The sequence below is a fragment of the Rhodoferax saidenbachensis genome, assembly GCF_031457975.1.
GTDB classification, from domain to species: Bacteria; Pseudomonadota; Gammaproteobacteria; order Burkholderiales; family Burkholderiaceae_C; genus Allorhodoferax; species Allorhodoferax saidenbachensis_A.
The window spans coordinates 1-22,890 of sequence record NZ_JAVDXO010000001.1; the positions used below are offsets into that span (position 1 = coordinate 1).

29 protein-coding genes are annotated in these 22,890 nt (G+C 64.3%); 15 read left to right on the top strand and 14 right to left on the bottom strand.

What is annotated here, in order from left to right:
- Window positions 1–256: 256 nt before the first annotated feature.
- Both J2X15_RS00005 and J2X15_RS00010 read right to left on the bottom strand, forming a co-directional pair.
- Window positions 257–1,153 (bottom strand): NAD(P)/FAD-dependent oxidoreductase, encoded by an 897-nt coding sequence (locus J2X15_RS00005; protein ID WP_310338120.1) that lies wholly within the window; start codon window positions 1,151–1,153, stop codon window positions 257–259.
- Window positions 1,150–1,626 carry an Rrf2 family transcriptional regulator gene (locus J2X15_RS00010; protein WP_310338121.1) on the bottom strand — a complete coding sequence of 159 codons (477 nt, stop codon included), beginning with the start codon at window positions 1,624–1,626 and terminating at the stop codon, window positions 1,150–1,152. Before J2X15_RS00010 ends, J2X15_RS00005 begins: the two co-directional genes overlap by 4 nt.
- Before the next feature lie 114 nt (window positions 1,627–1,740).
- Here J2X15_RS00010 and J2X15_RS00015 point away from each other — a divergent pair, with 114 nt between their 5' ends.
- From J2X15_RS00015 to J2X15_RS00025, 3 genes are all read left to right on the top strand, one after another.
- On the top strand, window positions 1,741–2,244 hold the full coding sequence (locus J2X15_RS00015) for a DinB family protein (protein WP_310338124.1): 504 nt from the start codon (window positions 1,741–1,743) through the stop codon (window positions 2,242–2,244).
- Window positions 2,245–2,272: 28 nt separating this feature from the next.
- Window positions 2,273–2,947, top strand: a complete 675-nt coding sequence (locus J2X15_RS00020) for a dihydrodipicolinate reductase C-terminal domain-containing protein (RefSeq protein ID WP_310338127.1) — start codon at window positions 2,273–2,275, stop codon at window positions 2,945–2,947.
- 145 nt (window positions 2,948–3,092) lie between these two features.
- A complete protein-coding gene (locus J2X15_RS00025) occupies window positions 3,093–3,809 on the top strand; it encodes a hypothetical protein (protein WP_310338130.1) in 717 nt (238 codons plus the stop codon).
- Here the strand turns inward: J2X15_RS00025 and J2X15_RS00030 are convergent.
- Window positions 3,806–3,967: a hypothetical protein gene (locus J2X15_RS00030; protein ID WP_310338132.1), complete on the bottom strand. Its 162-nt coding sequence runs from the start codon at window positions 3,965–3,967 to the stop codon at window positions 3,806–3,808. The genes J2X15_RS00025 and J2X15_RS00030 overlap by 4 nt on opposite strands.
- Window positions 3,968–3,980: 13 nt before the next feature.
- On the opposite strand from J2X15_RS00030, the gene J2X15_RS00035 reads away from it, so the two are divergent.
- The 8 genes from J2X15_RS00035 (at window position 3,981) to J2X15_RS00070 (ending at window position 10,550) form a co-directional block, all read left to right on the top strand.
- The gene (locus J2X15_RS00035) at window positions 3,981–4,244 is read left to right on the top strand and encodes a hypothetical protein (protein WP_310338135.1); all 264 of its coding nucleotides are present in this window, start codon (window positions 3,981–3,983) and stop codon (window positions 4,242–4,244) included.
- On the top strand, window positions 4,241–4,594 hold the full coding sequence (locus J2X15_RS00040; protein WP_310338137.1) for a RidA family protein: 354 nt from the start codon (window positions 4,241–4,243) through the stop codon (window positions 4,592–4,594). The genes J2X15_RS00035 and J2X15_RS00040 overlap by 4 nt, the downstream gene beginning before the upstream one ends.
- A 4-nt stretch (window positions 4,595–4,598) precedes the next feature.
- Window positions 4,599–6,059 carry a pyridoxal phosphate-dependent decarboxylase family protein gene (locus J2X15_RS00045; RefSeq protein ID WP_310338138.1) on the top strand — a complete coding sequence of 487 codons (1,461 nt, stop codon included), beginning with the start codon at window positions 4,599–4,601 and terminating at the stop codon, window positions 6,057–6,059.
- Window positions 6,060–6,884 (top strand): phytanoyl-CoA dioxygenase family protein, encoded by an 825-nt coding sequence (locus J2X15_RS00050; RefSeq protein ID WP_409034226.1) that lies wholly within the window; start codon window positions 6,060–6,062, stop codon window positions 6,882–6,884.
- Window positions 6,885–6,889: 5 nt separating this feature from the next.
- Entirely contained in the window at window positions 6,890–8,107 is a 1,218-nt protein-coding gene (locus J2X15_RS00055; protein ID WP_310338142.1) for a LysR family transcriptional regulator, read from the top strand.
- A gap of 99 nt (window positions 8,108–8,206) precedes the next feature.
- The gene (locus tag J2X15_RS00060) at window positions 8,207–9,379 is read left to right on the top strand and encodes an ABC transporter substrate-binding protein (RefSeq protein WP_310338144.1); all 1,173 of its coding nucleotides are present in this window, start codon (window positions 8,207–8,209) and stop codon (window positions 9,377–9,379) included.
- 2 nt (window positions 9,380–9,381) lie between these two features.
- The gene (locus J2X15_RS00065; RefSeq protein ID WP_310338147.1) at window positions 9,382–10,107 is read left to right on the top strand and encodes an alpha/beta fold hydrolase; all 726 of its coding nucleotides are present in this window, start codon (window positions 9,382–9,384) and stop codon (window positions 10,105–10,107) included.
- Complete coding sequence (locus tag J2X15_RS00070) at window positions 10,104–10,550, top strand: nuclear transport factor 2 family protein (protein ID WP_310338150.1); 447 nt, start codon at window positions 10,104–10,106, stop codon at window positions 10,548–10,550. Before J2X15_RS00065 ends, J2X15_RS00070 begins: the two co-directional genes overlap by 4 nt.
- A 69-nt stretch (window positions 10,551–10,619) precedes the next feature.
- On the opposite strand, the gene kynA is transcribed toward J2X15_RS00070, so the two are convergent.
- The gene (gene kynA, locus J2X15_RS00075) at window positions 10,620–11,486 is read right to left on the bottom strand and encodes a tryptophan 2,3-dioxygenase (RefSeq protein WP_310339665.1); all 867 of its coding nucleotides are present in this window, start codon (window positions 11,484–11,486) and stop codon (window positions 10,620–10,622) included.
- A 28-nt stretch (window positions 11,487–11,514) separates the two neighbouring features.
- Window positions 11,515–12,816 (bottom strand): kynureninase, encoded by a 1,302-nt coding sequence (kynU, locus tag J2X15_RS00080; RefSeq protein WP_310338152.1) that lies wholly within the window; start codon window positions 12,814–12,816, stop codon window positions 11,515–11,517.
- 116 nt (window positions 12,817–12,932) lie between these two features.
- On the opposite strand from kynU, the gene J2X15_RS00085 reads away from it, so the two are divergent.
- Complete coding sequence (locus J2X15_RS00085) at window positions 12,933–13,424, top strand: hypothetical protein (RefSeq protein WP_310338154.1); 492 nt, start codon at window positions 12,933–12,935, stop codon at window positions 13,422–13,424.
- On the opposite strand, the gene J2X15_RS00090 is transcribed toward J2X15_RS00085, so the two are convergent.
- The 7 genes from J2X15_RS00090 to J2X15_RS00120 all read right to left on the bottom strand — a co-directional run bounded on the left by J2X15_RS00090 (window position 13,421) and on the right by J2X15_RS00120 (window position 18,371).
- Window positions 13,421–13,738, bottom strand: a complete 318-nt coding sequence (locus J2X15_RS00090) for a YkgJ family cysteine cluster protein (protein ID WP_310338157.1) — start codon at window positions 13,736–13,738, stop codon at window positions 13,421–13,423. The genes J2X15_RS00085 and J2X15_RS00090 overlap by 4 nt on opposite strands.
- Window positions 13,731–14,564 (bottom strand): helix-turn-helix transcriptional regulator, encoded by an 834-nt coding sequence (locus tag J2X15_RS00095; protein WP_310338158.1) that lies wholly within the window; start codon window positions 14,562–14,564, stop codon window positions 13,731–13,733. The genes J2X15_RS00090 and J2X15_RS00095 overlap by 8 nt, the downstream gene beginning before the upstream one ends.
- Before the next feature lie 23 nt (window positions 14,565–14,587).
- Entirely contained in the window at window positions 14,588–15,205 is a 618-nt protein-coding gene (locus J2X15_RS00100; protein ID WP_310338160.1) for a LysE family translocator, read from the bottom strand.
- An 87-nt stretch (window positions 15,206–15,292) separates the two neighbouring features.
- Entirely contained in the window at window positions 15,293–15,802 is a 510-nt protein-coding gene (locus tag J2X15_RS00105) for a BON domain-containing protein (RefSeq protein WP_310338162.1), read from the bottom strand.
- A gap of 158 nt (window positions 15,803–15,960) precedes the next feature.
- Complete coding sequence (locus J2X15_RS00110; protein ID WP_310338164.1) at window positions 15,961–16,101, bottom strand: hypothetical protein; 141 nt, start codon at window positions 16,099–16,101, stop codon at window positions 15,961–15,963.
- 87 nt (window positions 16,102–16,188) lie between these two features.
- Window positions 16,189–17,154, bottom strand: coding sequence for an ornithine carbamoyltransferase (gene argF / locus J2X15_RS00115; RefSeq protein ID WP_310338165.1), 966 nt, complete (start codon window positions 17,152–17,154; stop codon window positions 16,189–16,191).
- Window positions 17,151–18,371 (bottom strand): aspartate aminotransferase family protein, encoded by a 1,221-nt coding sequence (locus J2X15_RS00120; RefSeq protein ID WP_310338167.1) that lies wholly within the window; start codon window positions 18,369–18,371, stop codon window positions 17,151–17,153. Before J2X15_RS00120 ends, argF begins: the two co-directional genes overlap by 4 nt.
- 243 nt (window positions 18,372–18,614) lie before the next feature.
- Between J2X15_RS00120 and J2X15_RS00125 the strand changes: the two genes are divergently transcribed.
- Window positions 18,615–18,926 carry a DUF3579 domain-containing protein gene (locus J2X15_RS00125; protein ID WP_310338169.1) on the top strand — a complete coding sequence of 104 codons (312 nt, stop codon included), beginning with the start codon at window positions 18,615–18,617 and terminating at the stop codon, window positions 18,924–18,926.
- Window positions 18,927–19,046: 120 nt separating this feature from the next.
- Here the strand turns inward: J2X15_RS00125 and rpsT are convergent, their stop codons facing one another.
- Window positions 19,047–19,346, bottom strand: coding sequence for a 30S ribosomal protein S20 (gene rpsT / locus J2X15_RS00130; RefSeq protein ID WP_305644320.1), 300 nt, complete (start codon window positions 19,344–19,346; stop codon window positions 19,047–19,049).
- Window positions 19,347–19,473: 127 nt separating this feature from the next.
- Between rpsT and murJ the strand changes: the two genes are divergently transcribed.
- Window positions 19,474–21,039, top strand: coding sequence for a murein biosynthesis integral membrane protein MurJ (gene murJ / locus J2X15_RS00135; RefSeq protein WP_310338173.1), 1,566 nt, complete (start codon window positions 19,474–19,476; stop codon window positions 21,037–21,039).
- Between the two features lie 19 nt (window positions 21,040–21,058).
- Window positions 21,059–21,913 carry a SirB1 family protein gene (locus tag J2X15_RS00140; protein ID WP_310338176.1) on the top strand — a complete coding sequence of 285 codons (855 nt, stop codon included), beginning with the start codon at window positions 21,059–21,061 and terminating at the stop codon, window positions 21,911–21,913.
- An 18-nt stretch (window positions 21,914–21,931) separates the two neighbouring features.
- On the opposite strand, the gene J2X15_RS00145 is transcribed toward J2X15_RS00140, so the two are convergent.
- Complete coding sequence (locus J2X15_RS00145) at window positions 21,932–22,801, bottom strand: ParA family protein (RefSeq protein WP_310338179.1); 870 nt, start codon at window positions 22,799–22,801, stop codon at window positions 21,932–21,934.
- Window positions 22,802–22,890 lie beyond the last annotated feature (89 nt).

The following is a 22,890-nucleotide window of genomic DNA, read 5'->3' on the forward strand; positions in this document are numbered from 1 at the left end:
CCGTCAACACGGTATTCGTCAAACAAACCTACTGGGTTGCCGCCAAGCTGCCGCTGGATGGAAACGGATGAGCGTTTCCACACAGCCTCGGCCCATAGCCGCCTTGTAGATATGCGTTCTGAATGTCTCCTACTCAATTTGCCATGAAAACAGAAGCTGCTCGCGCATATTCCTAATGGACTAGCGGCTATTAGGGGCCTACATTTCGATGGGTTGCCGGTTGCGACACAGTATGCCCAGCGACCAAGCAAGCAGCTCAAACCATCGAAGCCCGATGCGCCCCAAACCCCGCCATCGCCCCATCCGCCACAGCCAACGTCACATTCCCCGCCGCCCGCGCAGCATCCCCACACGCAAACACATTGGGCACGCTGGTCGCCTTGCCTTCGTCCACTTGGATGAACCTGCCCATCGGGCCGTCTTCCAGTGCGCAGCCCAGTTGTTCGGCCACGGGGCTGGCCAGCAGCGTGCGTGGCTGGGTGAACAGGCCGTTCAAGCTCACAGTGCGGCCGTCTTGCAGCACCACGTCGGCATGGCCTTCTATGCGCGCAACCGGCGTTGCCTCGATCTGCGTGCCGCGGCGGGCGATGGCGGCCAGGTCGTCGTCACTGGGCGTGTAGGCGCCGTTCAAAAATAGCGTGGGGCTGCCCCAGTCCGGCAACATCAGCGCGTGGTGCAGCGCCAAGGGCGATGCGGCAATGATGCCGAGGGGGCCTGCATTCATCTCGTAGCCATGGCAATACGGGCAGTGGAAGATGCTGCGGCCCCAGCGCTCGGTCAGGCCTTGCACAGGCGGCAGCTCGTCGCGCACGCCGGTGGCCAGGATGAGGCGGTGGGCGCTGATGGCCTCGCTGCCCACGCGGAACTCCAGCCGCCCGTCGCTGGCCACGCGGGCATCGTCCGCGGTGCCGTGCATCCATTCCACATTGGGGTAGTTCATGAGTTGCTCGCGGGCGTCGGCGGCTATCTCGGCCGGGGCGCGGCCGTCTTGCGTCAAAAAGCCGTGCGATGTTTCGCCTGCTGCGTCCACAAAGCGGTTGCGGCGCTGGCCAGCGTCCACCACCAGCACTTGGCGGCGCGCGCGGGCCAGTTGCAGGGCGGCAGACAAGCCGGCGTAGCTGCCGCCGATGACGGCAAAGTCGATGTGCTTCATGCGGTGTGTTCCTGCAGATGGTGGTGGCCTGCATGGCCCGCAGCGTGGTGCTGCGCCATGCGGCGGTGAAAGTCGGCGGACAGCGTGGTCAGAGTGACGGCGCCAAAGCGTTTGAGCAGCAGGGCCTGGGCTTCTTGCGCGGCGCCGGCCAGGGCGTCGTTCACCGCCTGGGCCACCAGGCAGGTGGGCCGGTCTTCCCTAAAGCCCAGCGACACCAGCGGCGGTGCGCCCAGCGCCTGGTACACGTCACCCAAGGTGATGCGGTCCATGTCGCACGACAGCACCCAGCCGCCGCCATGGCCCTTGGCCGACACCACAAACCCGGCATCGCGCAGGCCGCCCATGAGGCGGCGCAGCACCACGGGGTTGGTCTGCATGGCGGCGGCCAGTGCCTCGGAGGTGGCGGGGCCGTCGCCCTCGGCCATGTGCAGCAGCACGTGGAGGACGTCAGAGAGCTGGCTGTTTTGTTTCATGCAACAAATATAGTTGCATGATGTAAACCTTGTCCAAAAAAGGGTTTTGGCGGGGGCTGGCGCCATTCGATAATAGGCAGACGCCCAACAGCCCAACTCACTCCGGAGCCCGCCATGTCCCTAGCGATGCTGAAAACCCTGTTTGCCCAAAAAACCTGGGCCAATGCCGAGCTGTATGACTGCATGGCCACGGTGAACCCGGCCCAGCATGCCGAGCCGCTGCACACTGCCATTCGCACGCTGAACCACATCTACGTGGTGGACCGCATCTTCCGCGCCCACCTGTTGGGCGAACCGCACGGCTACACCCAAAGCAACACGGTGGAGACGCCTGCGCTGGGCGAGCTGCACTTTGCTGCGGCCGAGACGGACCTGTGGTTTGAGTCCTACCTGGCGGGGCTGGACGCTAGCACGCTGGCTGAAAGCCTGGCCTTTCAGTTCACCGATGGCGACGCGGGCCGCATGACGCGCGAGGAAATGCTGTTCCATGTGCTTACCCATGGCGCCTACCACCGTGGCAATGTGGGCCAGGTGCTCAAGGGCATTGCCGTCACGCCGCCGCGCGACCTGCTCACCAAATTTCTGCACCAACGTGAGCCTGCCAGGCGGCAGGGCTAGCGCGGTGCCAACCCCACTGAACCATCACATGCAAATCATCGTCGTCGGAACTGGCAAGCTGGCCACCGAACTGCTCCGTTCCCTCCAAGTAGACAGCGGGGACCAAGTCATTCCGTGGGAAGACCGAGCCCATGGTGCAGACAAGTCCGTGGTCATCCACGCGGGTTCCGGCCGGGAGCTCAGCGTCGTCACCACCTACTGCGCGGATACGCAGTCGCCCCTGATCGAACTGTCCACGGGGTCAGCGCTGGAGTCTGCGCAGCACAGTTTTCCGGTGGTGGTGTGTCCCAATACCAACATCCTGATGCTCAAGTTCATGGGCATGCTGGCCAAGAGCGGGCATCTCTTTCAGAACCACCACATCCAGCTCACCGAGTCGCACCAGGCCACCAAGACCTCGGTGCCTGGCACGGCCGTCAACATGGCACATTCGCTGGGGTTGGAGGACAGCGATATCCATTCGGTGCGGCAGGTAGCGGTGCAGCGGGATGAACTGCAGATTCCAGAAGCGCACCTGGCCCGCCACGCGTACCACCGCATCCTCATCCAGGACGGCGAGTGCAGCCTGCAGTTCGAAACACGGGTCTACGGTGACTCGGCCTACGCAGACGGCGTTGGCCGCATTGTTGCGGCGGTGCGGGCGCACGCGCTGGAAAACCGTAGCTACTCCGTCATGGAGTTTGTCGACAACGGCTGGCTCTAGGGGCTGGGCTCACACAGCAGCGGCTGTTTGCAAACTCTGCACCTGAGCTGCCAGCATCGCCATGCGGTGCAGCTTGCTGGCCGTGTGCGGCAACTGTGTGGGGTGTCGAACAGACCGGGTTCAATCCAAACCGCAAAGTTGCGCCATGACATACCAAGGCGCACGGGCTCGCCCCCTTGACGGCGAAGAGAAACGGTACTTTTCTGTCTCTAAGGTTCGCCTGAGTTCGGCTGGCTCGGTGACGCATGTTTTGTGGAGCGAGATCAACCCGGCATCAAACGGGGACGTGGGGCCGCCTGTGGTCGTGCCGGTTGCCGAGGTGGTGGAAGCCATCCATGGCGGAGCGCACGTTGCCGCCATCTTTCTCCCGCCCCATGCCCATTTGCCGGAATGCGCATTTGAAGTCATTGAGCGATGGGACGGTAGCCAGACGATTGACTTGGTCAAGCGCGCCGGAATAACCCCCAACGGCGTCGCAAACATCCAAAACCTGGCCACCTTGGCCCAGGATCCACCGCCAAGAGAGGTGCGGGCATACACCCCGCGTGCCCGTGTGAAGAAGACATATGCCGTATCGCAGGTGGCGCTGGATGAAGATGGGCGCGTGACAGACGTGCGCTGGGGCAGCGTGAACACGGTCAAGAACGTGTGGGCTGGGCCTGAAGTCATCGCACCCGTGGCAGACGTGGTGGCGGCATTGCAGGCGGGGGATCGAGTCTTTGCCTTGTTCCCCTCTGTTCACGGGCATTTGCCAGACCGCCAGTTTGCGCAGGCGGACTATGACGGTGGTCGGCAAACCATTGTCCTGGTGGGCCCCGCCGCCTATGAGCGGGAGATCCATGACATGGACCGCATCGGCTAGCCCTGTACCAGTCCAAAGATGGCGCCCCGCACCAGCCGGTGCGAAAAGTCGCTGGGTATCACCACCATGAACTGGACTTGGCCGGTCTCTACCAATGCTTCGGCTTCGTGCGCGCCGGTCAGTCCACCCCGTTTAGACTTGCGCAATCGCAAATTCATCAAGCATTTAACTATGTCTACTCCCTACGTTTCCACGCGTGAAGCCTCTGAAGCCCAAGCCTGGGAGGCGCTCAAGGCATTGGGCGACACCGCGCTGGCGCAGGGCGGCTTGCAGGCAGTGCTGCAGATGTTTGTGGGCACCCTGACCGGGGCCGAGGAAGTGGCGCGCGTCAGCGAGGAAGCGGGCCACCCCGAGAGCATGACGCCCGAGGTGATTGCGCAGTGGATTTCCGTCGAGTACGTGCCCAGCATGCAGAACCTAAAATTCACGGCATGACAGCTCCAGACATCCAGCGCATTGCCCCCCAACCCTCCTGGTCCGATGCCGTGGTGCACAACGGCACCGTGTACTTTGTGGAAGTGCCCGAAAGCGGCACCGACATCACCACCCAAGCCCAGGCCGTGTTTGCCCAAGCCGAGCGCACGCTGGCACTTGCGGGCAGCCACTCGGGCCGCTTGCTGATCGCCACGATTTACCTCAAGCACATGGCAGACCGCGCGGCATTCAACGCCGCGTGGCAGGCCTGGCTGCCCGCGGGCTGCGCACCGGCGCGTGTTTGCGTGAGCGCCGAAATGGCCAGCCCTGACTACCTGCTGGAGATCGCGTTCACGGCGGCTGTGGCCTGACGCGATGGCACAGCCCGCGACCACGCCTTTCCAGGCGGCGGCAGACAGCCTGGACCCTACCGATTGGAACGCGGTGCGCCAAATGGGCCACCGCATGCTCGACGACATGGTGGACATGCTGGCCGGACTGCGCGAAGCCCCGGTGTGGCAGCCCATGCCCGCAGACAAACGGCAAGCACTGCGCAGCGGCGATGTACCCACGGCGCCCGGCGATCTGGGCGCTGTGTACCAGGACTTTCAAACCCTGGTGCAGCCCTATGGCAGCGGCAACATCCACCCACGCTTTGTGGGCTGGGTGCAGGGCGGGGGCAACCCCGTGGGCATGCTGGCCGAGCTGCTGACCGCCGCAACCAACCCCAACCTGGGCGGCCGCGACCACGCGCCCATCGAGGTGGAGCGCCAGGTGATCCGCTGGGCCGCGCAGATGCTGGGTTTTCCGCAGGATGCCAGCGGCGTGCTGGTCACCGGTACCTCCATGGCCAACCTGATTGCGGTGCTGGTGGCGCGTACGCGGGCGCTGGGCACGGCCGTGCGCCAGGAGGGCCTGCAGGGCCAGCCGCTGGTGGCGTACACCTCTGTCGAGGCACACAACTGCGTGGCACGCGCCATGGACATGGCGGGCCTGGGCAGCCAGGCGCTGCGCCTGATTGGGCTGGACGCGCAGCACCGCATGGACATGGACGTGCTGCAAGCCACCATCGCGCGGGACCGCGCGGCGGGCCTGCAGCCGTTCATGGTCATTGGCAGCGCGGGCACGGTGGACACGGGCGCGGTGGATGACCTGGTGGCCATTTCTGCACTCACGCGGGCGCAGGGCCTGTGGTTCCATGTGGATGCCGCCTTTGGCGCGCTGGCCATGCTGTCGCCCGCGCAGCGGCATCTGGTCGCGGGGCTCAGCGAAGCGGATTCGGTAGCGTTTGATTTTCACAAATGGGCCCAGGTGCCGTACGACGCGGGTTGCATTCTGGTGCGCGACGCGGCGCTGCATGCGTCCACCTTTGCCACGCAGCCGGCCTACCTGCAGCGCAGTGCGCGTGGCCTGGCGGGCAACCACCCCTGGCCTACGGATTTCGGCCCCGACCTGTCGCGCGGCTTTCGCGCGCTCAAGGTGTGGATGACGCTCAAGACCTATGGCACCGACAAGCTGGGCCAGGTGGTGGCCGGCAACTGTGCGCTGGCACAGCAGCTGGCCCAGCGGGTGCGGGCGGATGCATCGCTGGAGCTGCTGGCGCCGGTGACGCTGAACGTGGTGTGCTTCCGCGTGTTGGCTGATGTGCCGGACCTGGACGCGTTCAACGCCGATGTGGTGGCCGACGTGCAGGAGTCTGGTGTAGCGGTGCCTTCCACCACGCGCGTGGACGGCAAGATGGCCATTCGGGTCGCCTTTGTGAATCACCGCACCCGGGAAGAAGACTTGGACCTGCTGCTGGGTGCGATCCGCCAGGCGGCAGACCATCGCACCTGAATGCCGAGCATGCGTGGCGCCTACACCCTGCCGCCTGCCACCGTGCAGGACTACGCGCATCAAGGCGCCGTGGTGTTGCGCGGTGTGCTCACATCCGCTGAAGTGGCCACGCTGGCGCGAGGTATCGAGCATAACCTGGCCCACCTGAGCCCACTGGCGCTGGTGGCCAGCCAGGCCGATGACCCGGGCAAGTTTGTCGAAGACTTTTGCACCTGGCAACACAACGCCAACTATGCCGACGTGATGCAGCACAGTGCCTTGCCCAGCGTGGCCGCGCAACTGATGCAGAGCGACACGGTGCGCATCTACCATGACCACCTGCTGGTGAAAGAGCCCGGCACGCGCCAACCCACGCCCTGGCACCAGGACCAGCCCTACTACAACGTGGCCGGCCGGCAAAACGTGAGCTTCTGGATACCCGTGGACCCGGTGCCGCTGGAGAGCACGCTGCGCTTTGTGGCCGGCTCACACGCCGGCACCTGGTACATGCCGCGCACCTTCCGCGACCAGCAAGCCAAATGGTTCCCCGAAGGCGCCCTGGCCGAGCTGCCGCAGATCGACGCGCACCCCGAGCAGTTTGAACAACTGGGCTGGGCTTTGGAGCCGGGCGATGCCGTGGCCTTCCACATGCTGACCCTGCACGCCAGCAACGGCGTGGGGCCGGGCACGCGGCGGCGCGTCTTCTCCGCCCGCTACCTGGGCGACGATGCGCGCCACGCGGTACGCAGCTGGCGCACCTCGCCTCCGTTCCCCGGCCTGGCGGACCGCCTGCCCAATGGCGCGGTGATGGATGACGTGCTGTTTCCCTTGCTGAACTGGCGCTAAACCGCATGGAGCTGCTGCCGCATTTGCGCTTGCTGCGCGCCCTGGCGGCCGTGGCGCAGGCGGGCAGCAGCCAGCGGGCGGCCACGCTGCTGCATGTGGCGCAGTCCTCCGTCGTCCGCGCGGTGCAGCAGTTCGAATCTCAACTCGCCAGCCCGCTGTTTGAGCGCGTGGGGCGCGGCATGCAGCCCACCACGCGTGGTCGCCAGCTGGCGCTGCGGGCCGCGCGGGCCTTGCAGTTGCTGGCCGATGCGGACCGGCACCGCACGCGCAGTGCAGGCACGGTGTGGACCGGAAGCCCGCTGGCGCTGGGTGTGGCCGCACGCCACCTGCAGGTGCTGCAGGCGCTGGTGGACACCGGCAGCGAAGGCCGCGCCGCCCAGCAGCTGGGCGTGAGCCAGCCCGCAGTGCACCAGAGCTTGCAGCAGCTGGAGCACATGGCGGCGGCGCCGCTGTTCATCCGTTCGCGCGGTGGCTTGCGGCTGGACGAAGCGGGCGAGGGCCTGCTGCTGGCCAGCCGCCTGGCCCAGGCCGAGCTGCGTCAGGCGGTGGACGAATGGCCGGAGCCCGGTGCGGCCCTGCAGGGGCGGCTTGTAATTGGCACGCTGCCGTTTTCCACCACCATGCTGCTGGCCCCGGCGGTGGAGCAACTGCTGGCGCAGCAACCCCATGTGCAGTTGGTGCTGATTGACGGCACCTTTGATGCGCTGGTGGCGCAGCTGCGCCATGCGGAGCTGGACTGCATCGTGGGTGCGCTGCGCAGTGCTCCGCCCGCTGCCGACCTGAGCCAGGAGGTGCTGTTTGAAGACCGCCTGGCGGTGGTGGCGCGCGCAGGCCACCCGCTGGCGCAGCGCCGCCGCTTGGGTTGGGCCGCCCTGCGCACGGCACAGTGGGTCATGCCCATGCCCAACACCCCGGCCGAAAAGGCATTTGCACAGATGCTGCAGGCTGCGGGCCTGCCCGCACCGGCCGGGCAGGTGCGGGCCAACAGCGCGCTGATGATGCAGGCCATGCTGCAAGACAGCGACCGCCTGGCCTTGATGTCGCCCCGCCAGGTAGCCCGCGAAATTGCGGCCGGCCTGCTGGTGGAGCTGCCTTTGCCAGTGCAGCACGCGCAGCGGCAGATTGGCGCCATGTGGCGCACTGGCTACCTGCCAACACCGGCGGCGGCACAGTGGCAGGGCATCTTGCGACAGGTGGGTGCGGCACTTGGGGCTGGTATCTAGGCATAAGCAGATTGCATAGGTCAACAGGTCTTTGCATTGGACGCTGCGGGCCTGCAATTGCACACTGGCGCCGGACACTAAAAAACCGGAGACAACCTTGTGCAAAAACGCAATTTCATTCGCACCGCCGCGGTCACCGCGCTGGCTGCCAGCTTAGGGCTGGCCTGGGCGCAAGACGCCACCTTCAAGATTGGCCTGCTGCTGCCACTGACCGGGCCGTTTGCCTCCACCGGCAAGCAGCTGGAGAGTGCGGCGCGCCTCTACATCGCCCAGAACGGCGACACCGTGGGCGGCAAAAAAGTGCAGCTGATTGTGAAAGACGACACCGGCGTGGCCGATGTGAGCAAGCGCCTGGCGCAGGAGCTGGTGGTGAACGACAAGGTGAATGTGCTGGCCGGTTTTGGCCTCACACCGCTGGCCATGGCCAGCGCCACGATTGCCACCCAGTCCAAAACGCCCATGGTGGTGATGGCGGCGGCTACCTCCAGCATTACCGAGGCCTCGCCCTACATCGTGCGCAGCAGCTTCACGGTGCCGCAGGTGGTGACCATCTTGGCGGACTGGGCCATCAAGAACGACATCCGCAAGGTGGTGACGCTGGTGACCGACTACGCGCCGGGCGTGGACTCCGAGACCTGGTTCAACCAGCGCTTTGTGGCGCAGGGCGGGGTGGTGATCGAATCGCTGCGGGTGCCGCTGCGCAGCCCGGACTTCGCGCCGTTTTTGCAGAAGGTGCGTGACGCCAAGCCCGATGCGCTGTTTACCTTTGTGCCGGCCGGTGTGGGCACGGCACTGATGAAGCAGTTTGCCGAGCGCGGCATGGACAAGGCCGGCATCCGCGTGATTGCCGAGGGCAGCGTGACGGACGATGACATTCTGGACGGCATGGGTGACGTAGCGCTGGGCGTGGTGACGGCGCACCACTACTCGGCCGCGCACAACTCGGCGCTCAACAAACGGTTTGTCGAAGCTTTTGGCAAGGCCAACAGCGGCTTGCGCCCCAACTTCATGGCGGTGGGCGCTTATGACGGCATGCGCGTGATCTACGAGGCGGCCAAGGCCACGCAGGGTGGCACGGGCGATGCGCTGCTGCAGGCCATGAAAGGCCAGAGCTTTGAGAGCCCGCGCGGCCCGGTCAGCATCGACCCGCAAACACGCGACGTGGTGCACAACATCTATGTGCGCAAAGTCGAGAAAGTGGGCGGCCAGTTGTGGAACACCGAGGTGCAGACCTTCACCGCCGTGAAAGACCCGGCCAAGGCGGGCAAATAAGCATGGGCGTGCAAACCCTGGTGTTGCTGCCCGGCCTGATGTGTGATGCCGGGGTGTGGGAGCCGCTCTACTCACACCTACCCGCAGGCGCTACGCCGTGGGTAGCCGACTACGGCATGGCCAACAGTCTGAGTGCCATGGCAGCGCGGGTGCTGCAGCAGGCACCGGCTGATCGCTTCGCGCTGGCCGGCCATTCCATGGGGGGGCGTGTGGCCATGGAGTTGCTGCGCCAGGCGCCGCAGCGCGTGACGCAGGTGGCGCTGCTAGACACGGGCTACCTGCCGTGCGCGACGGGCGAAGCCGGTAGCCAGGAGGCCGCCAAACGCCAAGCCCTGCTGGAGGTGGCGCGCACCCAGGGCGTGCGCGCCATGGCCCAGACCTGGGTGCAGGGCATGGTGCACCCGGACCGGCTGCAGGACGCAGCGCTGATGGAAGCCGTGGTAGCCATGTTTGCGCGCAAGAGCACTGAAGTGTTTGCCGCGCAGATTGAGGCCCTGCTGGCGCGGCCTGATGCGTCGGACGTGCTGCGTGCGCTGACGGTGCCCACGCTGCTGCAGTGTGGCGCGCAAGACAGCTGGTCGCCGCCGGCGCAGCATGCGGAGATGCAGGTGCTGGCACCACGGGCGGTGCTGGATGTGATTAGCCAAGCAGGCCATATGGCGCCCATGGAGCGGCCGCATGCCGTGGCTGCCAGCTTGGCCCGCTGGCTTGCGGATATGGCGGCATGAGCACGTTGGAGACTTTGGCCGCCGAGGCGGCGTGCCGCGCCCTGGTGTTGCAAGGTGCAGATGCCGTGGACGGTGGGGACGCGCAAGGCTTTGCCGCATTGTTTGCGCCCGATGGCACGCTGGTACGGCCGGACGGCCGCGTGCTGCAGGGGCGGGCGGCCATCGCCCACGCCTATGCCAGCCGTGACTCCGACCGCCTGACCCATCACCTAGTGTGCAACCAGCAGGTGACCGTGGACCTGCAGACCGGCACGGCGCAAGCCCGCAGCAAAGTGCTGCTATGGACTGGCCGACACAGCAGCCCGTCCACCCCGCAGGGCCGCCAGGCCGATGCGATCAGCCAGGTTGGCGAGTTTGTTGATGTGATGGAGCGCGGCTCCGAAGGCTGGCGCATCCGCAGCCGCCACGCGCAGTTCATTCTGTACCGCGATAGGGCATCGTAATTGCTATTAATTCAATAGCTGCCTGCGCATATTCCACGGTGGCTAGAGGCCAATTTGGCCTTAAAAATCCTACAACGCCGTGCGCAGCGACCAGATCTCGGGGAACAGCACCACGTCCAGCATCTTGCGCAGGTAGCTCACGCCGCCGGTGCCACCGGTGCCGCGCTTGAAGCCGATCACGCGCTCCACCGTGGTCACATGGCGGAAGCGCCAGAGGCGGAAGGCGTCCTCCAGGTCGGTCAACTCTTCGGCCAGTTGGTAGAGGTCCCAGTGCTCGCGCGGTGCGCGGTAGACCTGCAGCCAGGCGGCTTCTACACCCGCGTCGGCCACATAGGGCTGGGTCCAGTCGCGCTGCAGGTGGCTGGCGGGTACGGCAATGCCGCGGCGCGCCATGAGCTTCAAGGCCTCGTCGTACAGCGAGGGCGCTTCATACGCAGCCTGCACCAGCGCCAGGCGCTCGGGTGCATGGGCGTGGGGTTTGAGCATGGCGGCGTTCTTGTTGCCCAATGAGAACTCGATGCAGCGGTACTGAAAACTCTGGAAGCCGCTGCTGGCGCCCAGGTAGGGCCGCATGGCGCTGTACTCGGGCGGCGTCATGGTGGCCAGCACGTCCCAGGCGTGCACCAGCTGCTCCATGATTTTGGAGACGCGCGCCAGCATTTTGAAGGCGGGCGGCAGGTCGTCTTGCGCAATGTGCGCAATGGCCGCGGTCAGCTCGTGCAGCATGAGCTTCATCCACAGCTCGCTGGTCTGGTGCTGGATGATGAAGAGCAGCTCGTCGTGCGCGGGAGACAGCGGTTTTTGCGCCGACAGGATGCTGTCGATCTGCAGGTAGTCGCCATAGCTCATGCTTTGGCTGAAGTCGAGCTGGGCCTTTTCTTCGGCCACGATGGACTCGCCGGCGGACGGTGCCGAGCTGGGTGTCGCCCCGTGCATGGGGCAGCCAGAGGTGGGTTCGCTCATCTCAGGTCACCGCGTGTTTCTGGTTGAACTCGGGCTTCTGCCACTCGCCAGTCTCCAACACCTGGCGCAGGTGCTCCACCGCATTCCACACGTCTTCAAAGCCGATGTATAGCGGTGTGAAGCCAAAGCGCAGGATGTCTTTGTGAATGCCGCCGTCACCCGCGCGGTAGTCGCCAATCACGCCGCGCGCAATCAGCGCCTGCACGATGGCAAAGGCGCCGGAGCCGCCTACGGCATGTTCACGCGTCAGGCACACCTGCGAGCCGCGCTGGGCGTGGGCACGCGGGGTGGCCAGGCCCAGGCCGTAGCCCTGGCAGCGTTCTTCCACCAGCTGGATAAACAGGTCCGTCAGCGCCAGCGACTTGGTGCGCAGCGCCGCCATGCCACCCAGCTTGTCGGCCGCCTCAAAGCCTTCCAGACCGCAGCCCAAGAGCGACATGCTGACGATGGGCTGGGTACCGCAGAGGTAGCGCGTGATGCCGGGGGCGGGCTGGTAGTCGGGGGTGAAGGCGAAGGGTGCTGCGTGGCCCCACCAGCCGGACAGCGGCTGCCAGAAGCGGTCTGCATGCTTGGGGTGTACCCACACAAAGGCTGGCGCACCAGGGCCGCCGTTCAGGTATTTGTAGCCACAGCCAATGGAGAAGTCGGCGTTGGACGCCTTGAGCGTGACGGGTACGGCGCCCGCGCTGTGCGCCAGGTCCCACACCATGAGTGCCCCGGCCGCATGGGCGGCAGCGGTCACAGCCGTCATGTCGTGCATGGCGCCGGTGCGGTAGTTCACGTGGGTGAGCATCAGCACGGCGACATCGGCGGTGAGCGCGGCGGCAATCTCTTCAGGCTCCACCAGCTTGAGTGTGTAGCCGCGCTCCTTGCACAGGCCTTCGGCGATGTACAGGTCGGTGGGGAAGTTGCTGCGCTCACTCACGATCAGCTTGCGCTGGGGCGCGTCCTGTGCGGCGATGGACAGCGCGGCGGACAGCACCTTGAACAGGTTGATGGAGGTGGTGTCGGTGGCGACCACTTCGTCGGCACCGGCGCCAATCAGCGGGGCAATGCGGTTGCCCAGACGCTGCGGCAGGCTGAACCAACCGGCCGTGTTCCAAGAGCGGATCAGGCCCTGGCCCCATTCCTGGGTGACAACTTCGGCCGCGCGTGCGGCGGCGGTTTTGGGCATCACGCCCAGGGAGTTGCCGTCCAGGTAAATCACCCCTGCGGGGATGTCGAACAGATCGCGCAGTGGGTGCAGCGCATCAACGGTGTCCAGCGCCTGGCAGTGCTGGAGGGTGGTGGGAAAAGTGCTCATTTCAGTCCTCAAATTCGTGAAGCGGTGCAAAGGTAACACCGCGTTTTGGGGCGTGGTGTCGGTTATTTCCAACACGTGCACAATCGGGCTTCCGTCCCGAATTACAAGGAGCCCTTATGCACCGTCCCTTTCAATCCCTCACCTCTTTGGCTCGCGCTACCACGCTGTTGCTGGCGGGCGTCGTTCTGGCGTCAGCGGCCCAAGCAGGCAAGCCTGATTGGGCCGGCAAGGGCAAGAACAAACACGGTGAAGAAGAGCATCGGCAAGAGCAGGGCACCTCGGTAGAAATTCGCGTGGGTGGCTATTTTGGTGACGACCAGCGCCGCGCCGCGCAGGACTATTACGGCGGGCAAAAGGCCAAGGGCTTTTGCCCGCCCGGTCTCGCCAAAAAGAACAATGGCTGCATGCCCCCGGGCCAGGCCAAGAAGTGGGCCCGGGGCCAGCCGCTGCCGCGCGATGTGGTGTTTTACCCCGTGCCCAACCAGGTCATCGTGAAGATCGGCCTGCCGCCCGCAGGTTACAAGTATGTGCGCGTGGCGAGCGACATCTTGTTGATCGCCGTGGGCACCAACATGGTGGTGGACGCGATTGAAGATCTGATGCGCTAAAGCGCTTCAAGCGCGGGCAGTCCCAGCTTGGCACGTGCCCGCTTGCAGCCATCGCTGCCTTCCACCAGTGCGTGGCAGGGGGCTGGCCGCAGGGGGTAGATGTGGCAGCCCACCTGTTCACCCACCGTGCCGGTCAGTGCCGCGCAGCGGATGGGCACGGTGCCGGTGCCCTGCATGCGCCAGGTGTTGCCGTTGACCTCGTCGGCCAGTTCGGTGGGCACGGTGCCACCTGCGAAGTCCATCTCGTAGACCGAAAACTCCACCCGAAAACAGGCACAGCAAGCGCCGCAACTCGTACAGACCGATTCAGCCATGGGACGGAGCGGCGCGAAGGTCGCCCTGGTAGTTTTTGGGCGTGGTGGCGTGGCGTTGTTTGAACTGGCGTTGAAAGTGCGCCTGGTCGGAAAAGCCCAGTTGGTGGGCCACGTCGGCCAGGGTCGCCCCCTGTTTGAGCAGTTGCTTGGCCAGGTTGAGCCGCAGGTCGATCTGGTAGGCGTGTGGTGTCTGGCCATAGGCCTGCTTGAACTTGCGGATCAACGCGAAGCCGTCGAGCCCGCTGGCGCGTGCCAGTTCGGCCAGTGCCAGTGGCTGCTCCACGCGCGCATGCAGGAGGTCGCGCACGCGGGCCAGCCCCTGGTGGTTTGAAGAACTTTCTGGCTCTAGCCCCCGTGGAATAAGCACATACTGCTCTAGAAAAAGGAGCAATTGTTCATCCACCTGCAATGGATCGGGCGTGCCAATCAGGCTGTCCAGCAGTTCGGTCAGCGTCTGGAAGAGGGTGGCATCGTCGCTGTGGTGGCGCGCCAGCGCCAACTGCCGGGGCACGGCGAGCGCGTCAAACGGCAGAAAGCTCTGGTGCACCCATTGCGCGTCCACGTACAGCATGCGGTACGACCAGGGCTGCAGCGGGCTGGGGTTGCAGGCATGGGCCAGGCCGGGTTCCATCATCACTGTCATGCCCGCGCGCAGCGGGATCGCGTGGGTGCCATGGCTGTAGACCGCCTCGCCCGCATCAATACAGCCCAGTGAGTACTCGGCGTGCGTATGCGTCTGGTAGCTGTCGCTGGCCTGCGTGGTGGTGCGCAGTTCCAGGTGCGGCAGGCTGGCATGGCGCGTGAAGGCGTGGGGGCTGGCAGGCATGCCGGAATGGTAAATCCAAATGCTCAGAGCAGGTCCACCATGTCCAGCACCGTGAGCACCAGCAGCCCGGCCATCACGCGGTTGAACAGACGCTGGTGGCTGGCGGGCTGCAGCCACTGGCGGATCAGCGTGCCCAGCGCGGCCCAGCAGGCTACGGAGCCGAAACAGACGAATCCTGAGATGGCGCAGAACGACCAGAGCCGTAGGCCAGCATCTGCACCCGTGGGTACAAACAGGCTCACGCCCGACAGCGCCACCAGCCAGGCCTTGGGGTTGAGACCTTGGGTGAGCGCGCCATGTAGAGCGTTGTGTGCCCAGTGCGTGTGTTGGGTTGGGGGGGCCGAGGTGTTCAGGGCTTGCACGGGTGCCCGCGCAATTTTGAACGCCAAGTACAGCAGGTACAACGCGCCAGCGTACTGCGTGACCGTAGTCAATGCGGGCCAGGTTTGCAGCAGCCACTGCATGCCACCGCCCATGAGCAGGACCACGGCGCAGTAACTCAGGCTGGCGCCAGCCACATGGGGCAGGGCGCGCCAGAAGCCATGGCGTGCGCCCTGGCTGGACGCAATCACATTCACCGGCCCCGGTGAAATCGCCCCGGCCAGGGCAAACAGGGCCATCGATATCCACACTGCAGGCATTGCGCCCTCCGTCCTTGTTGGTCAAGGTTCGGAGTGTTCAGGCGCAGTGGGTTTTTGTATTGAACGAAATTGCGTCCGTGGCCTGCGTTAGCCGCCGACAACCACGAGGGCAGAGGTGTCTACGCTTTGAACACCCTTGACATTCACGGCGAGCGACTTGACCGTGTCCACGGCTTCTTGGGTAGGCAGCTTGCCTTTCAGTGCCACGACGCCACCCTTGGTGGTCACCTGGACTTTCAGGCCCTTGGTGGCGCTGTTGGCCACGATTTCGGACTTCACCTTCGTGGTGATCCAGCTGTCAGTGACGGGTTTTTCGCTGTTGCTGGCGCTCATGTCATTTTTTGCGTCGGCTGCTGCGTTGGCATTGGCGTTGCCATCGACATTGGCATCTGTAGCCACGTTGGCTTGGCCGTCAGCAGCCACCTTGCCACTGGCGATCGTTTTGGCGCCGGCCACGGCGTTAGTGGCAGGGGCCACCACGGCGGGGGCAAGTGGATCAGCAGCTTGCGCAGCCAAGGAGCAAGCCAGGAGCGCGGCAGCGGCCATTGCGGGACGCAGCAGGCCAAAGGAGGATGTAGAACCTGTAGATGTAGGCATAAATACTCTCTTTCGAAGGAAAGGTTGAAACCACACGCCAAGAGCTGAATAAACAGCCTTTGCGTGCAATGGACCTTCAGAATGCCGCGTTCGAAGAGATGCGTCCGTGCGACTGCATACAAACGGCGATTAAATTGGCCGTAGCAGCGCTGCAAGGGTCATTTTTTCGGCGTGAGAGCCGTTTTTGGGGCGGTTGTGGCCGGATTCTTTTGCAGGAACCTGGCGGCGGCTTCCTTCTTTGCGCGCTCGCGCTCGCCCATGACCCGGTCCAGCTCTTTGCGGCCGCCGGCCTTTTGCATATTGGGATCTTTGCCAAAAACGCCTGCCATAGTGATAGCTCCTCAATAATCGTTATGTGGCAAGGCCCATGTGGGCCTGCCGTGTGCTCAGGCCTGCTGACCCAGCAGCAGGTATTCCATGAGGGCTTTTTGCACGTGCATGCGGTTCTCGGCTTCGTCCCAGACCACGCTTTGCGGGCCGTCGATCACTTCGGCCTCCACCTCTTCGCCGCGGTGCGCGGGCAGGCAGTGCATGAAGAGGGCGTTGGGCGCGGCCACCGCCATCATCTTGCGGTCCACGCACCAGGCGGCAAAGGCCTTGCGGCGCACCTCGTTCTCGGCTTCAAAGCCCATGCTGGTCCACACATCGGTGGTGACCAGGTCGGCACCGGCGCAGGCCTCCATCGGATTGCTATAGGTTTTGTAGCTGCCTGCGCCCATTTGACGGGGGGCAGCGGCCGTTTTTTCATTCACTTCATAGCCGCTGGGGGTGCTCACGCGCAGGTGAAAGCCCAGTAGCGCCGCCGCCTGCAGCCAGGTGTTGGCCATGTTGTTGCCGTCGCCCACCCAGGCCACGGTCTTGCCTTCAATGGGGCCGCGGTGTTCGATGTAGGTGAAGATGTCCGCCAGGATCTGGCAGGGGTGAAATTCATTGGTTAGGCCGTTGATGACGGGCACGCGTGAGTTGGCGGCAAAGCTTTCCAGCTTGGCCTGCTCGTAGGTGCGGATCATCACGATGTCGGTCATGCGGCTGATGACCTTGGCGCTGTCTTCGATCGGCTCGGAGCGGCCCAGCTGGCTGTCGCCCGTCGTCAAGTGCACCACGCTGCCGCCCAGCTGGTACATACCGGCTTCAAAGCTCACGCGGGTGCGCGTGGATGCCTTCTCAAAGATCATCGCTAGCGTGCGGTCCACCAGCGAGTGGTGCTTCTCGAAGTTCTTGAACTTCTTCTTGATCAGCGCGGCGCGGGCCAGCAGGTAGTGGTATTCCTCGGTCTTGAAATCGGCAAACTGCAGGTAGTGCCGCACGGGCGGCGCGCCCTGCGGCAGGGTGCTGGGGACTACGGGGTTCATGCGGACTCCTTCAGCAGCGCAGAAATCAGCGGTGCCAGAATGGCCACGATCTGGTCGGCCTCGGCCGTGGTCAAGATCAGCGGGGGCACCAGGCGCACCACGGTGTCGGCCGTCACGCTGATCAGCAGGCCCGCATCCACCGCACGTTGGGTCAAGGCACCGCAGGGTTTGGCCAGATCGATGCCCAGCATCAGGCCCTGGCCGCGAATTTCTTTGACGCCGCCGTTGGCAATGTCGGCAGCCAGCGCGGTCTTCAGCGCGGCCTTCAGGTGTTCGCCCACCTTCTCGGCATTGGCCAGCAGGCCTTGCGCTTCCATGATGCGGATGGTTTCCACCCCGGCGCGCATGGACAGCGGGTTGCCGCCAAAGGTGGAGCCATGGTTGCCCGGTTGGAAGATGGCGGCGGCCTTAGGGCCCACCACCACCGCACCCACAGGTACGCCAGAGCCCAGGCCCTTGGCCAAAGGCATGACGTCGGGCTTGATGCCGGCCCACTGGTGGGCAAACCACTTGCCGGTGCGACCCATGCCGCATTGCACTTCGTCAATCATCAGCAGCCAGTCGCGCTGATCGCACAGCGCGCGCACCTCACGCAGGTAGTCCATGTGCATGGAATTGATGCCGCCTTCGCCCTGGATGGCTTCAAAGAACACGGCCACCACATTGGGGTTGCCTTCTGTGGCCGCCTTCAGTTGCTCGATGTTGTTGATACCCACGCGGATGAATCCTTCCACCAGGGGGCCAAAACCGGCTTGTACCTTGGGGTTAGCCGTGGCGCTCAGGGTGGCAATGCTGCGGCCGTGGAAGGCTTTTTCGTAAACCACGATCTCGGGACGTTCAATGCCCTTGTCGTGGCCAAACTTACGCGCCAGCTTCAGCGCGGCCTCGTTGGCCTCCAGCCCGGTGGAGCAGAAGAACACGTTGGTCATGCCCGAGCGCTCGACCAGCAGCTTGGCCAGTTCTTCCTGTAGCGGCACGTGGTAGTAGTTGGAGGTGTGGATCAGTTTGGTCAACTGGTCTTGCAGCGCGGGCACCAACTGGGGGTGGTTGTGCCCCAGGGTGTTGACGGCGATGCCGCCCAGCGCATCCAGGTACTCGCGGCCATTCGTGTCCCACACGCGGCAGCCTTGGCCATGGCTCAGGGCGATGGGCAGTCGGCCATAGGTGTTCATCACGTGGGGTGAGGACGGCGTGGTGGCTGGCGTGGCGGCGGTCATGCGATAACTCCGGGGTTGGCTACAAAACAAGGCGGCCCAACATGAACAAAGGCAGGTTGGGCCGTTGAAGCCTGATTTTAGGCGCAGGTCCACAGGCGATTTGGTGACAAATGCACATCACAGTGATGCGCAGTTTGGTAACCCGGATGTCATCTTCATGACAGGAGAGCGGGTAGAATTCTTGTGCGGCGCAGCACCGTCTATAGACACCGTGCGCACTCTGCCGCCATAACCCTGTACCCGATGGCTTCCACTCCTTCCAAAGAACTCTACATCCTGGGATTGACCTTGCAAGGCAAGACGTTTCGCCCCAGCGACTGGGCAGAGCGACTGGCCGGGGTGATGAGCCAGTTCCGCCCCGGTGGCCCGCAGCCGGGCAGCCATCTGGGCTATTCCCCGTGGTGCGTGCCCACCTCGTTTGGGCAGACCAAGTGCGTCATCGTGCACCGCGATCTGCGCGACTACGACGTGATGGCCTGGGACTTTTGCCTGAACTTTGCGCGTGACAACGAGCTGCAGGTCAGCGAAACCCGCCCCGAAATTCCCGCTCGCTGAGCGAACAACACCCAGAAACAAAAAAGCCGTTCTATTGAACGGCTTTTCTGCTTTGCTGACAGCGCACCCACTACAAACGGCGAATCCTGACCAGCAGGATTCGTGCGATTGCCTAACGAGTTAGGCTGCGAGGGCCAAGGCTTTCACCTTGGTAGCCAAACGGCTCTTGTCGCGGGCTGCTTTGTTTTTGTGGAAGATGCCCTTGTCGGCGACGGTGTCGACAACAGCTTGCATCTTGGCAAACAGTTCAGCGGCTTTGGTCTTGTCACCAGCCACGACTGCTTTTTCCACGTTCTTCACCGCAGTGCGGTATTTGGAACGCAGGGACGTGTTCGCTGCGTTGATTTTGACGTCCTGGCGGACGCGTTTACGGCCCGACGCCAGGCGCGGGTTCTTTTTCTTGGGTTTTCCAGATGCCATAGTAAATATTCCTTGTGTCTGAGGATGTTGTCAGCAAAGCCCACGATTGTACCAGCAAGGCCTTTCCCAGCCAAACCAGTCCCCGGGCGGCGGTTTTCGTAGCGGCTTGGGTGGGTACACTCCCCCCGTGAGCTTGATCAAATCTGTATCTACCGTGTCATTGTGGACACTGGCCTCCCGCATTACCGGATTGGTGCGCGAGTTGCTGGTAGCCGCCATGTTTGGCGCCAGCGCCATGACGGACGCCTTCAACGTGGCCTTCCGCATTCCCAATCTTTTCCGCCGCATCCTCGGGGAGGGTGCATTCAGCCAGGCCTTTGTCCCCGTGCTGGCGACCACCAAAGCCCAGCAGGGCGACGAAGCCACACATCTGCTGGTGGACCGGGTCGCCACCTTGCTGGCATGGGCGTTGGTGCTGCTGTGCACCGCCGGGGTCATTCTGGCGCCACTGCTGGTCTGGGGCATGGCCAGCGGCCTGCAAAAGGACCCCGAGGGCTACCACGCTACCGTGGTGATGACGCGCTTCATGTTCCCCTACATTGGCTTCATGTCCCTGGTGGCCATGGCCTCGGGCGTGCTCAACACCTGGAAGCGCTTTGCTGTGTCGGCTGCCACGCCCGTGCTACTCAATGTGGCCATGATCGCTGCTGCCTGGCTGCTGGCGCCCTGGTTGCAAACCCAAGGCTGGCCGCCAATTTATGCCATGGCCATGGGCGTGATGCTGGGCGGGGTGCTGCAGCTGGCGGTGCAAATTCCGGCACTCAAGTCCTTGGGCATGCTGCCGCGCATCGGGCTGACCTGGCAGGCCGTGCGCCTGGCGGCAGCCGACCCGGAAACCCGCCGCATCGGCAGCCTGATGCTGCCGGCCTTGCTGGGCGTGGGCGTGGCGCAAATTTCGTTGGTGATCAACACCCAGATCGCCTCGCACCTGCCCACGGGCAGCGTGAGCTGGCTCACCTATGCCGACCGGCTCATGGAATTTCCCACCGCCATGCTGGGCGTGGCCCTGGGTGTGGTGCTCATGCCGCAGCTGTCCGGGGCCAAGGCTGCCGGTGATGCGGACCAGTATTCATCGCTGCTGGACTGGGGCCTGCGCATCGTGGTGTTGCTGGCCGTGCCATGTTCGCTGGGCCTCTTGACCTTTGCCAAGCCCATCGTGGCGGTGTTGTACCACTATGGCGCGTTCTCCGAGCTGGATGTGCAGCAGACGACCAATGCCCTGATGGGCTGGGGTGCCGGGCTGGTGGGGATTGTGGCCATCAAGGTGCTGGCGCCCGGCTATTACGCCCGGCAGGACATCAAGACCCCGGTGCGCATTGCCGTGGTCGTGCTCATCATCACCCAGCTGTTGAACCTAGTGCTGGTGCCCGTGTTCAAACAAGCCGGTCTGTCCCTCTCCATCAGCCTGGGCGCCATGGTGAACGCCGGGTGGTTGCTGATCGGGCTGCTGCGAAGCAAGAGCTACCGTCCCGAGCCAGGCTGGGGCCGGTTTATGCTGCAGGTACTGGCCGGTGCCGCACTGCTGGTGATTTACCTGTTGTGGGCTGCGGGGCTGGTGGACTGGGTAGCGCTGCGCAGCCATACTTGGCTGCGCATGGGCTGGCTGGCGATGCTGCTGCTGGGCGCCATGGGGGTCTACCTGGGGGCCGTGTGGGCGGCGGGGCTGAACGTGCGGCAGTTTTTGCGCCGATAGGGAGCAACGGAGGGCAACCATGCAACTGGATTTGTCGGTACCTACGCCATTGGATTACTTCTCCGCGCTGGTGCACAGCGACGGCAACTTCGCGCTGTTTGAGGCTGCGGTAAGCCTGGCGCAGGACGAATACCCTGAGACCGATGTGCAAACCGTGCTGGGCGAAGTGGACCAGTTGCTGGCCCGCGTGCGCCGGCGCCTGGCGCCCGACGCCTCCGCTTTGCAGCGCCTGCGCATCCTCAACCATTTTTTCTACCAGGACATGGGGTTTGGCGGCAACGTCAACAACTTCTACGACCCCGACAACAGCTTTGCCAGCGTGATGCTGCGTACACGCCGCGGCATTCCCATATCGCTGGCCGTGGTGTGGATGGAGCTGGCGCAGGGGCTGGGCCTGTCAACCAATGGTGTGAGCTTTCCTGGGCACTTCATGGTGAAGGTCAGCCTGCCCATGGGCCAGGCGGTCATCGACCCGCTGAGTGGCAAGTCGCTGAGCCGTGAAGAGCTCTCCGAGATGCTGGAGCCGTATCGCCGACGCAGCGGCTTGGTGGACGACTTTGAGGCGCCGCTGGGCCTGTACCTGCAGGCCGCTACGCCACGCGAAATCGTGGCCCGCATGCTGCGCAACCTCAAGGAAATCTACAAGTCGCAGGAAGACTGGCAGCGCTTGCTGGCGGTGCAGGAGCGCCTGGTGGTGCTATTGCCCGAGTCGTGGTCTGAGTACCGCGATCGCGGCATGGCCCACGCCCAACTGGGCCACCAGGAAGAGGCGCTGGCCGATCTGGAGTGCTACCTGGTGCACGCCGAAGATGTGGTCGATGTGGATGCGATAGCCGAGCAGGTGGAGCTGCTGCGCCGGCAGATCCGGCACTGACCGCGCAGGCGCGCCAGACTAGTGGCGGCGCAAAAACTGCGGCACCGCGCTGGCGTACTGCGGCAGCGGGCTGACCAATTCCAAACCATCATCGCGCCCCGCTGTTTTCTGCGATGACGTGAACACCGACAGGCGGTTGCCATGCACCAGCGCTTCCTGCGCAGGCATCAGGCTGGCGGCGCGGGATGCCTGGATGTTCTTGTTGGCCGCGGGTTTTGGGGTTTGGGCCAGCTCCGGCGCGGGGGCTGGTGGCTGCAAGCGCATCACGGGTTGCAGCCATTCCAGAATCGGTGCCCACTGGGCCAGATCGGTTGCTTGGCCGGAGGCGGGCAGGTCGAACAGCGTCTGACCGTTTTCCAGGCTGCGCACATAGCCCTGGGTTTCCCGCAACACCCCCAAAAACGGTACCGACTGTGCCTCTGCCCAGGTGCGCAGCGTCTCGGCACCTTTGGTGCGGGCGTCCAGCCGCATGCCCACCACGCCCAGGGCGCAGCGGCCTGAGGCGACACGGGGCAGGGTGGCCAGCTCGGCCAAACAGGCAGCAGCTGATTCACGGTCAAACATGGAGTTGCACACGGGCATGACGATGGCATCGGCCGACATGACGATGCGTGCGAGCTCAAAGCCGTGCATGCCGCCGGGTGTGTCCAGCACCACATGGGTGACGCCCGGGGGCACCTTCAAGACATTTTTTTGGTCCAAGGCCCAGGGCGCGATGGCGGGCAGGGAGGGTGAGCGGCGTTTGAGCCAGGCCCGGGTGCTTTGCTGGCGGTCTACATCACCGAGCATGACCGCCACGCCCTGGTGCGCCAACCAGGCGGCCAAGTGCGTAGACAGGGTGCTTTTTCCACTTCCGCCCTTGCGGTTGACGACTGCAATGACCGGCATGCTGCTCCGTGTGGTAACCAACGAAGCACAAAGTTTGGGGCAAAAAGTGCCAAAAGTCCAGATGTAGCTTGCGCGGACAGCTATAAATT

Bases quoted from the DNA above. Each gene is read 5' to 3' on its own strand.
- J2X15_RS00005 (WP_310338120.1), bottom strand. From the start codon at position 1,153: ATGAAGCACATCGACTTTGCCGTCATCGGCGGCAGCTACGCCGGCTTG.
- J2X15_RS00010 (WP_310338121.1), bottom strand. From the start codon at position 1,626: ATGAAACAAAACAGCCAGCTCTCTGACGTCCTCCACGTGCTGCTGCAC.
- J2X15_RS00015 (WP_310338124.1), top strand. From the start codon at position 1,741: ATGTCCCTAGCGATGCTGAAAACCCTGTTTGCCCAAAAAACCTGGGCC.
- J2X15_RS00020 (WP_310338127.1), top strand. From the start codon at position 2,273: ATGCAAATCATCGTCGTCGGAACTGGCAAGCTGGCCACCGAACTGCTC.
- J2X15_RS00025 (WP_310338130.1), top strand. From the start codon at position 3,093: ATGACATACCAAGGCGCACGGGCTCGCCCCCTTGACGGCGAAGAGAAA.
- J2X15_RS00030 (WP_310338132.1), bottom strand. From the start codon at position 3,967: ATGAATTTGCGATTGCGCAAGTCTAAACGGGGTGGACTGACCGGCGCG.
- J2X15_RS00035 (WP_310338135.1), top strand. From the start codon at position 3,981: ATGTCTACTCCCTACGTTTCCACGCGTGAAGCCTCTGAAGCCCAAGCC.
- J2X15_RS00040 (WP_310338137.1), top strand. From the start codon at position 4,241: ATGACAGCTCCAGACATCCAGCGCATTGCCCCCCAACCCTCCTGGTCC.
- J2X15_RS00045 (WP_310338138.1), top strand. From the start codon at position 4,599: ATGGCACAGCCCGCGACCACGCCTTTCCAGGCGGCGGCAGACAGCCTG.
- J2X15_RS00050 (WP_409034226.1), top strand. From the start codon at position 6,060: ATGCCGAGCATGCGTGGCGCCTACACCCTGCCGCCTGCCACCGTGCAG.
- J2X15_RS00055 (WP_310338142.1), top strand. From the start codon at position 6,890: ATGGAGCTGCTGCCGCATTTGCGCTTGCTGCGCGCCCTGGCGGCCGTG.
- J2X15_RS00065 (WP_310338147.1), top strand. From the start codon at position 9,382: ATGGGCGTGCAAACCCTGGTGTTGCTGCCCGGCCTGATGTGTGATGCC.
- J2X15_RS00070 (WP_310338150.1), top strand. From the start codon at position 10,104: ATGAGCACGTTGGAGACTTTGGCCGCCGAGGCGGCGTGCCGCGCCCTG.
- kynA (WP_310339665.1), bottom strand. From the start codon at position 11,486: ATGCACGGGGCGACACCCAGCTCGGCACCGTCCGCCGGCGAGTCCATC.
- kynU (WP_310338152.1), bottom strand. From the start codon at position 12,816: ATGAGCACTTTTCCCACCACCCTCCAGCACTGCCAGGCGCTGGACACC.
- J2X15_RS00085 (WP_310338154.1), top strand. From the start codon at position 12,933: ATGCACCGTCCCTTTCAATCCCTCACCTCTTTGGCTCGCGCTACCACG.
- J2X15_RS00090 (WP_310338157.1), bottom strand. From the start codon at position 13,738: ATGGCTGAATCGGTCTGTACGAGTTGCGGCGCTTGCTGTGCCTGTTTT.
- J2X15_RS00095 (WP_310338158.1), bottom strand. From the start codon at position 14,564: ATGCCTGCCAGCCCCCACGCCTTCACGCGCCATGCCAGCCTGCCGCAC.
- J2X15_RS00100 (WP_310338160.1), bottom strand. From the start codon at position 15,205: ATGCCTGCAGTGTGGATATCGATGGCCCTGTTTGCCCTGGCCGGGGCG.
- J2X15_RS00105 (WP_310338162.1), bottom strand. From the start codon at position 15,802: ATGCCTACATCTACAGGTTCTACATCCTCCTTTGGCCTGCTGCGTCCC.
- J2X15_RS00110 (WP_310338164.1), bottom strand. From the start codon at position 16,101: ATGCAAAAGGCCGGCGGCCGCAAAGAGCTGGACCGGGTCATGGGCGAG.
- argF (WP_310338165.1), bottom strand. From the start codon at position 17,154: ATGAACCCCGTAGTCCCCAGCACCCTGCCGCAGGGCGCGCCGCCCGTG.
- J2X15_RS00120 (WP_310338167.1), bottom strand. From the start codon at position 18,371: ATGACCGCCGCCACGCCAGCCACCACGCCGTCCTCACCCCACGTGATG.
- J2X15_RS00125 (WP_310338169.1), top strand. From the start codon at position 18,615: ATGGCTTCCACTCCTTCCAAAGAACTCTACATCCTGGGATTGACCTTG.
- rpsT (WP_305644320.1), bottom strand. From the start codon at position 19,346: ATGGCATCTGGAAAACCCAAGAAAAAGAACCCGCGCCTGGCGTCGGGC.
- J2X15_RS00140 (WP_310338176.1), top strand. From the start codon at position 21,059: ATGCAACTGGATTTGTCGGTACCTACGCCATTGGATTACTTCTCCGCG.
- J2X15_RS00145 (WP_310338179.1), bottom strand. From the start codon at position 22,801: ATGCCGGTCATTGCAGTCGTCAACCGCAAGGGCGGAAGTGGAAAAAGC.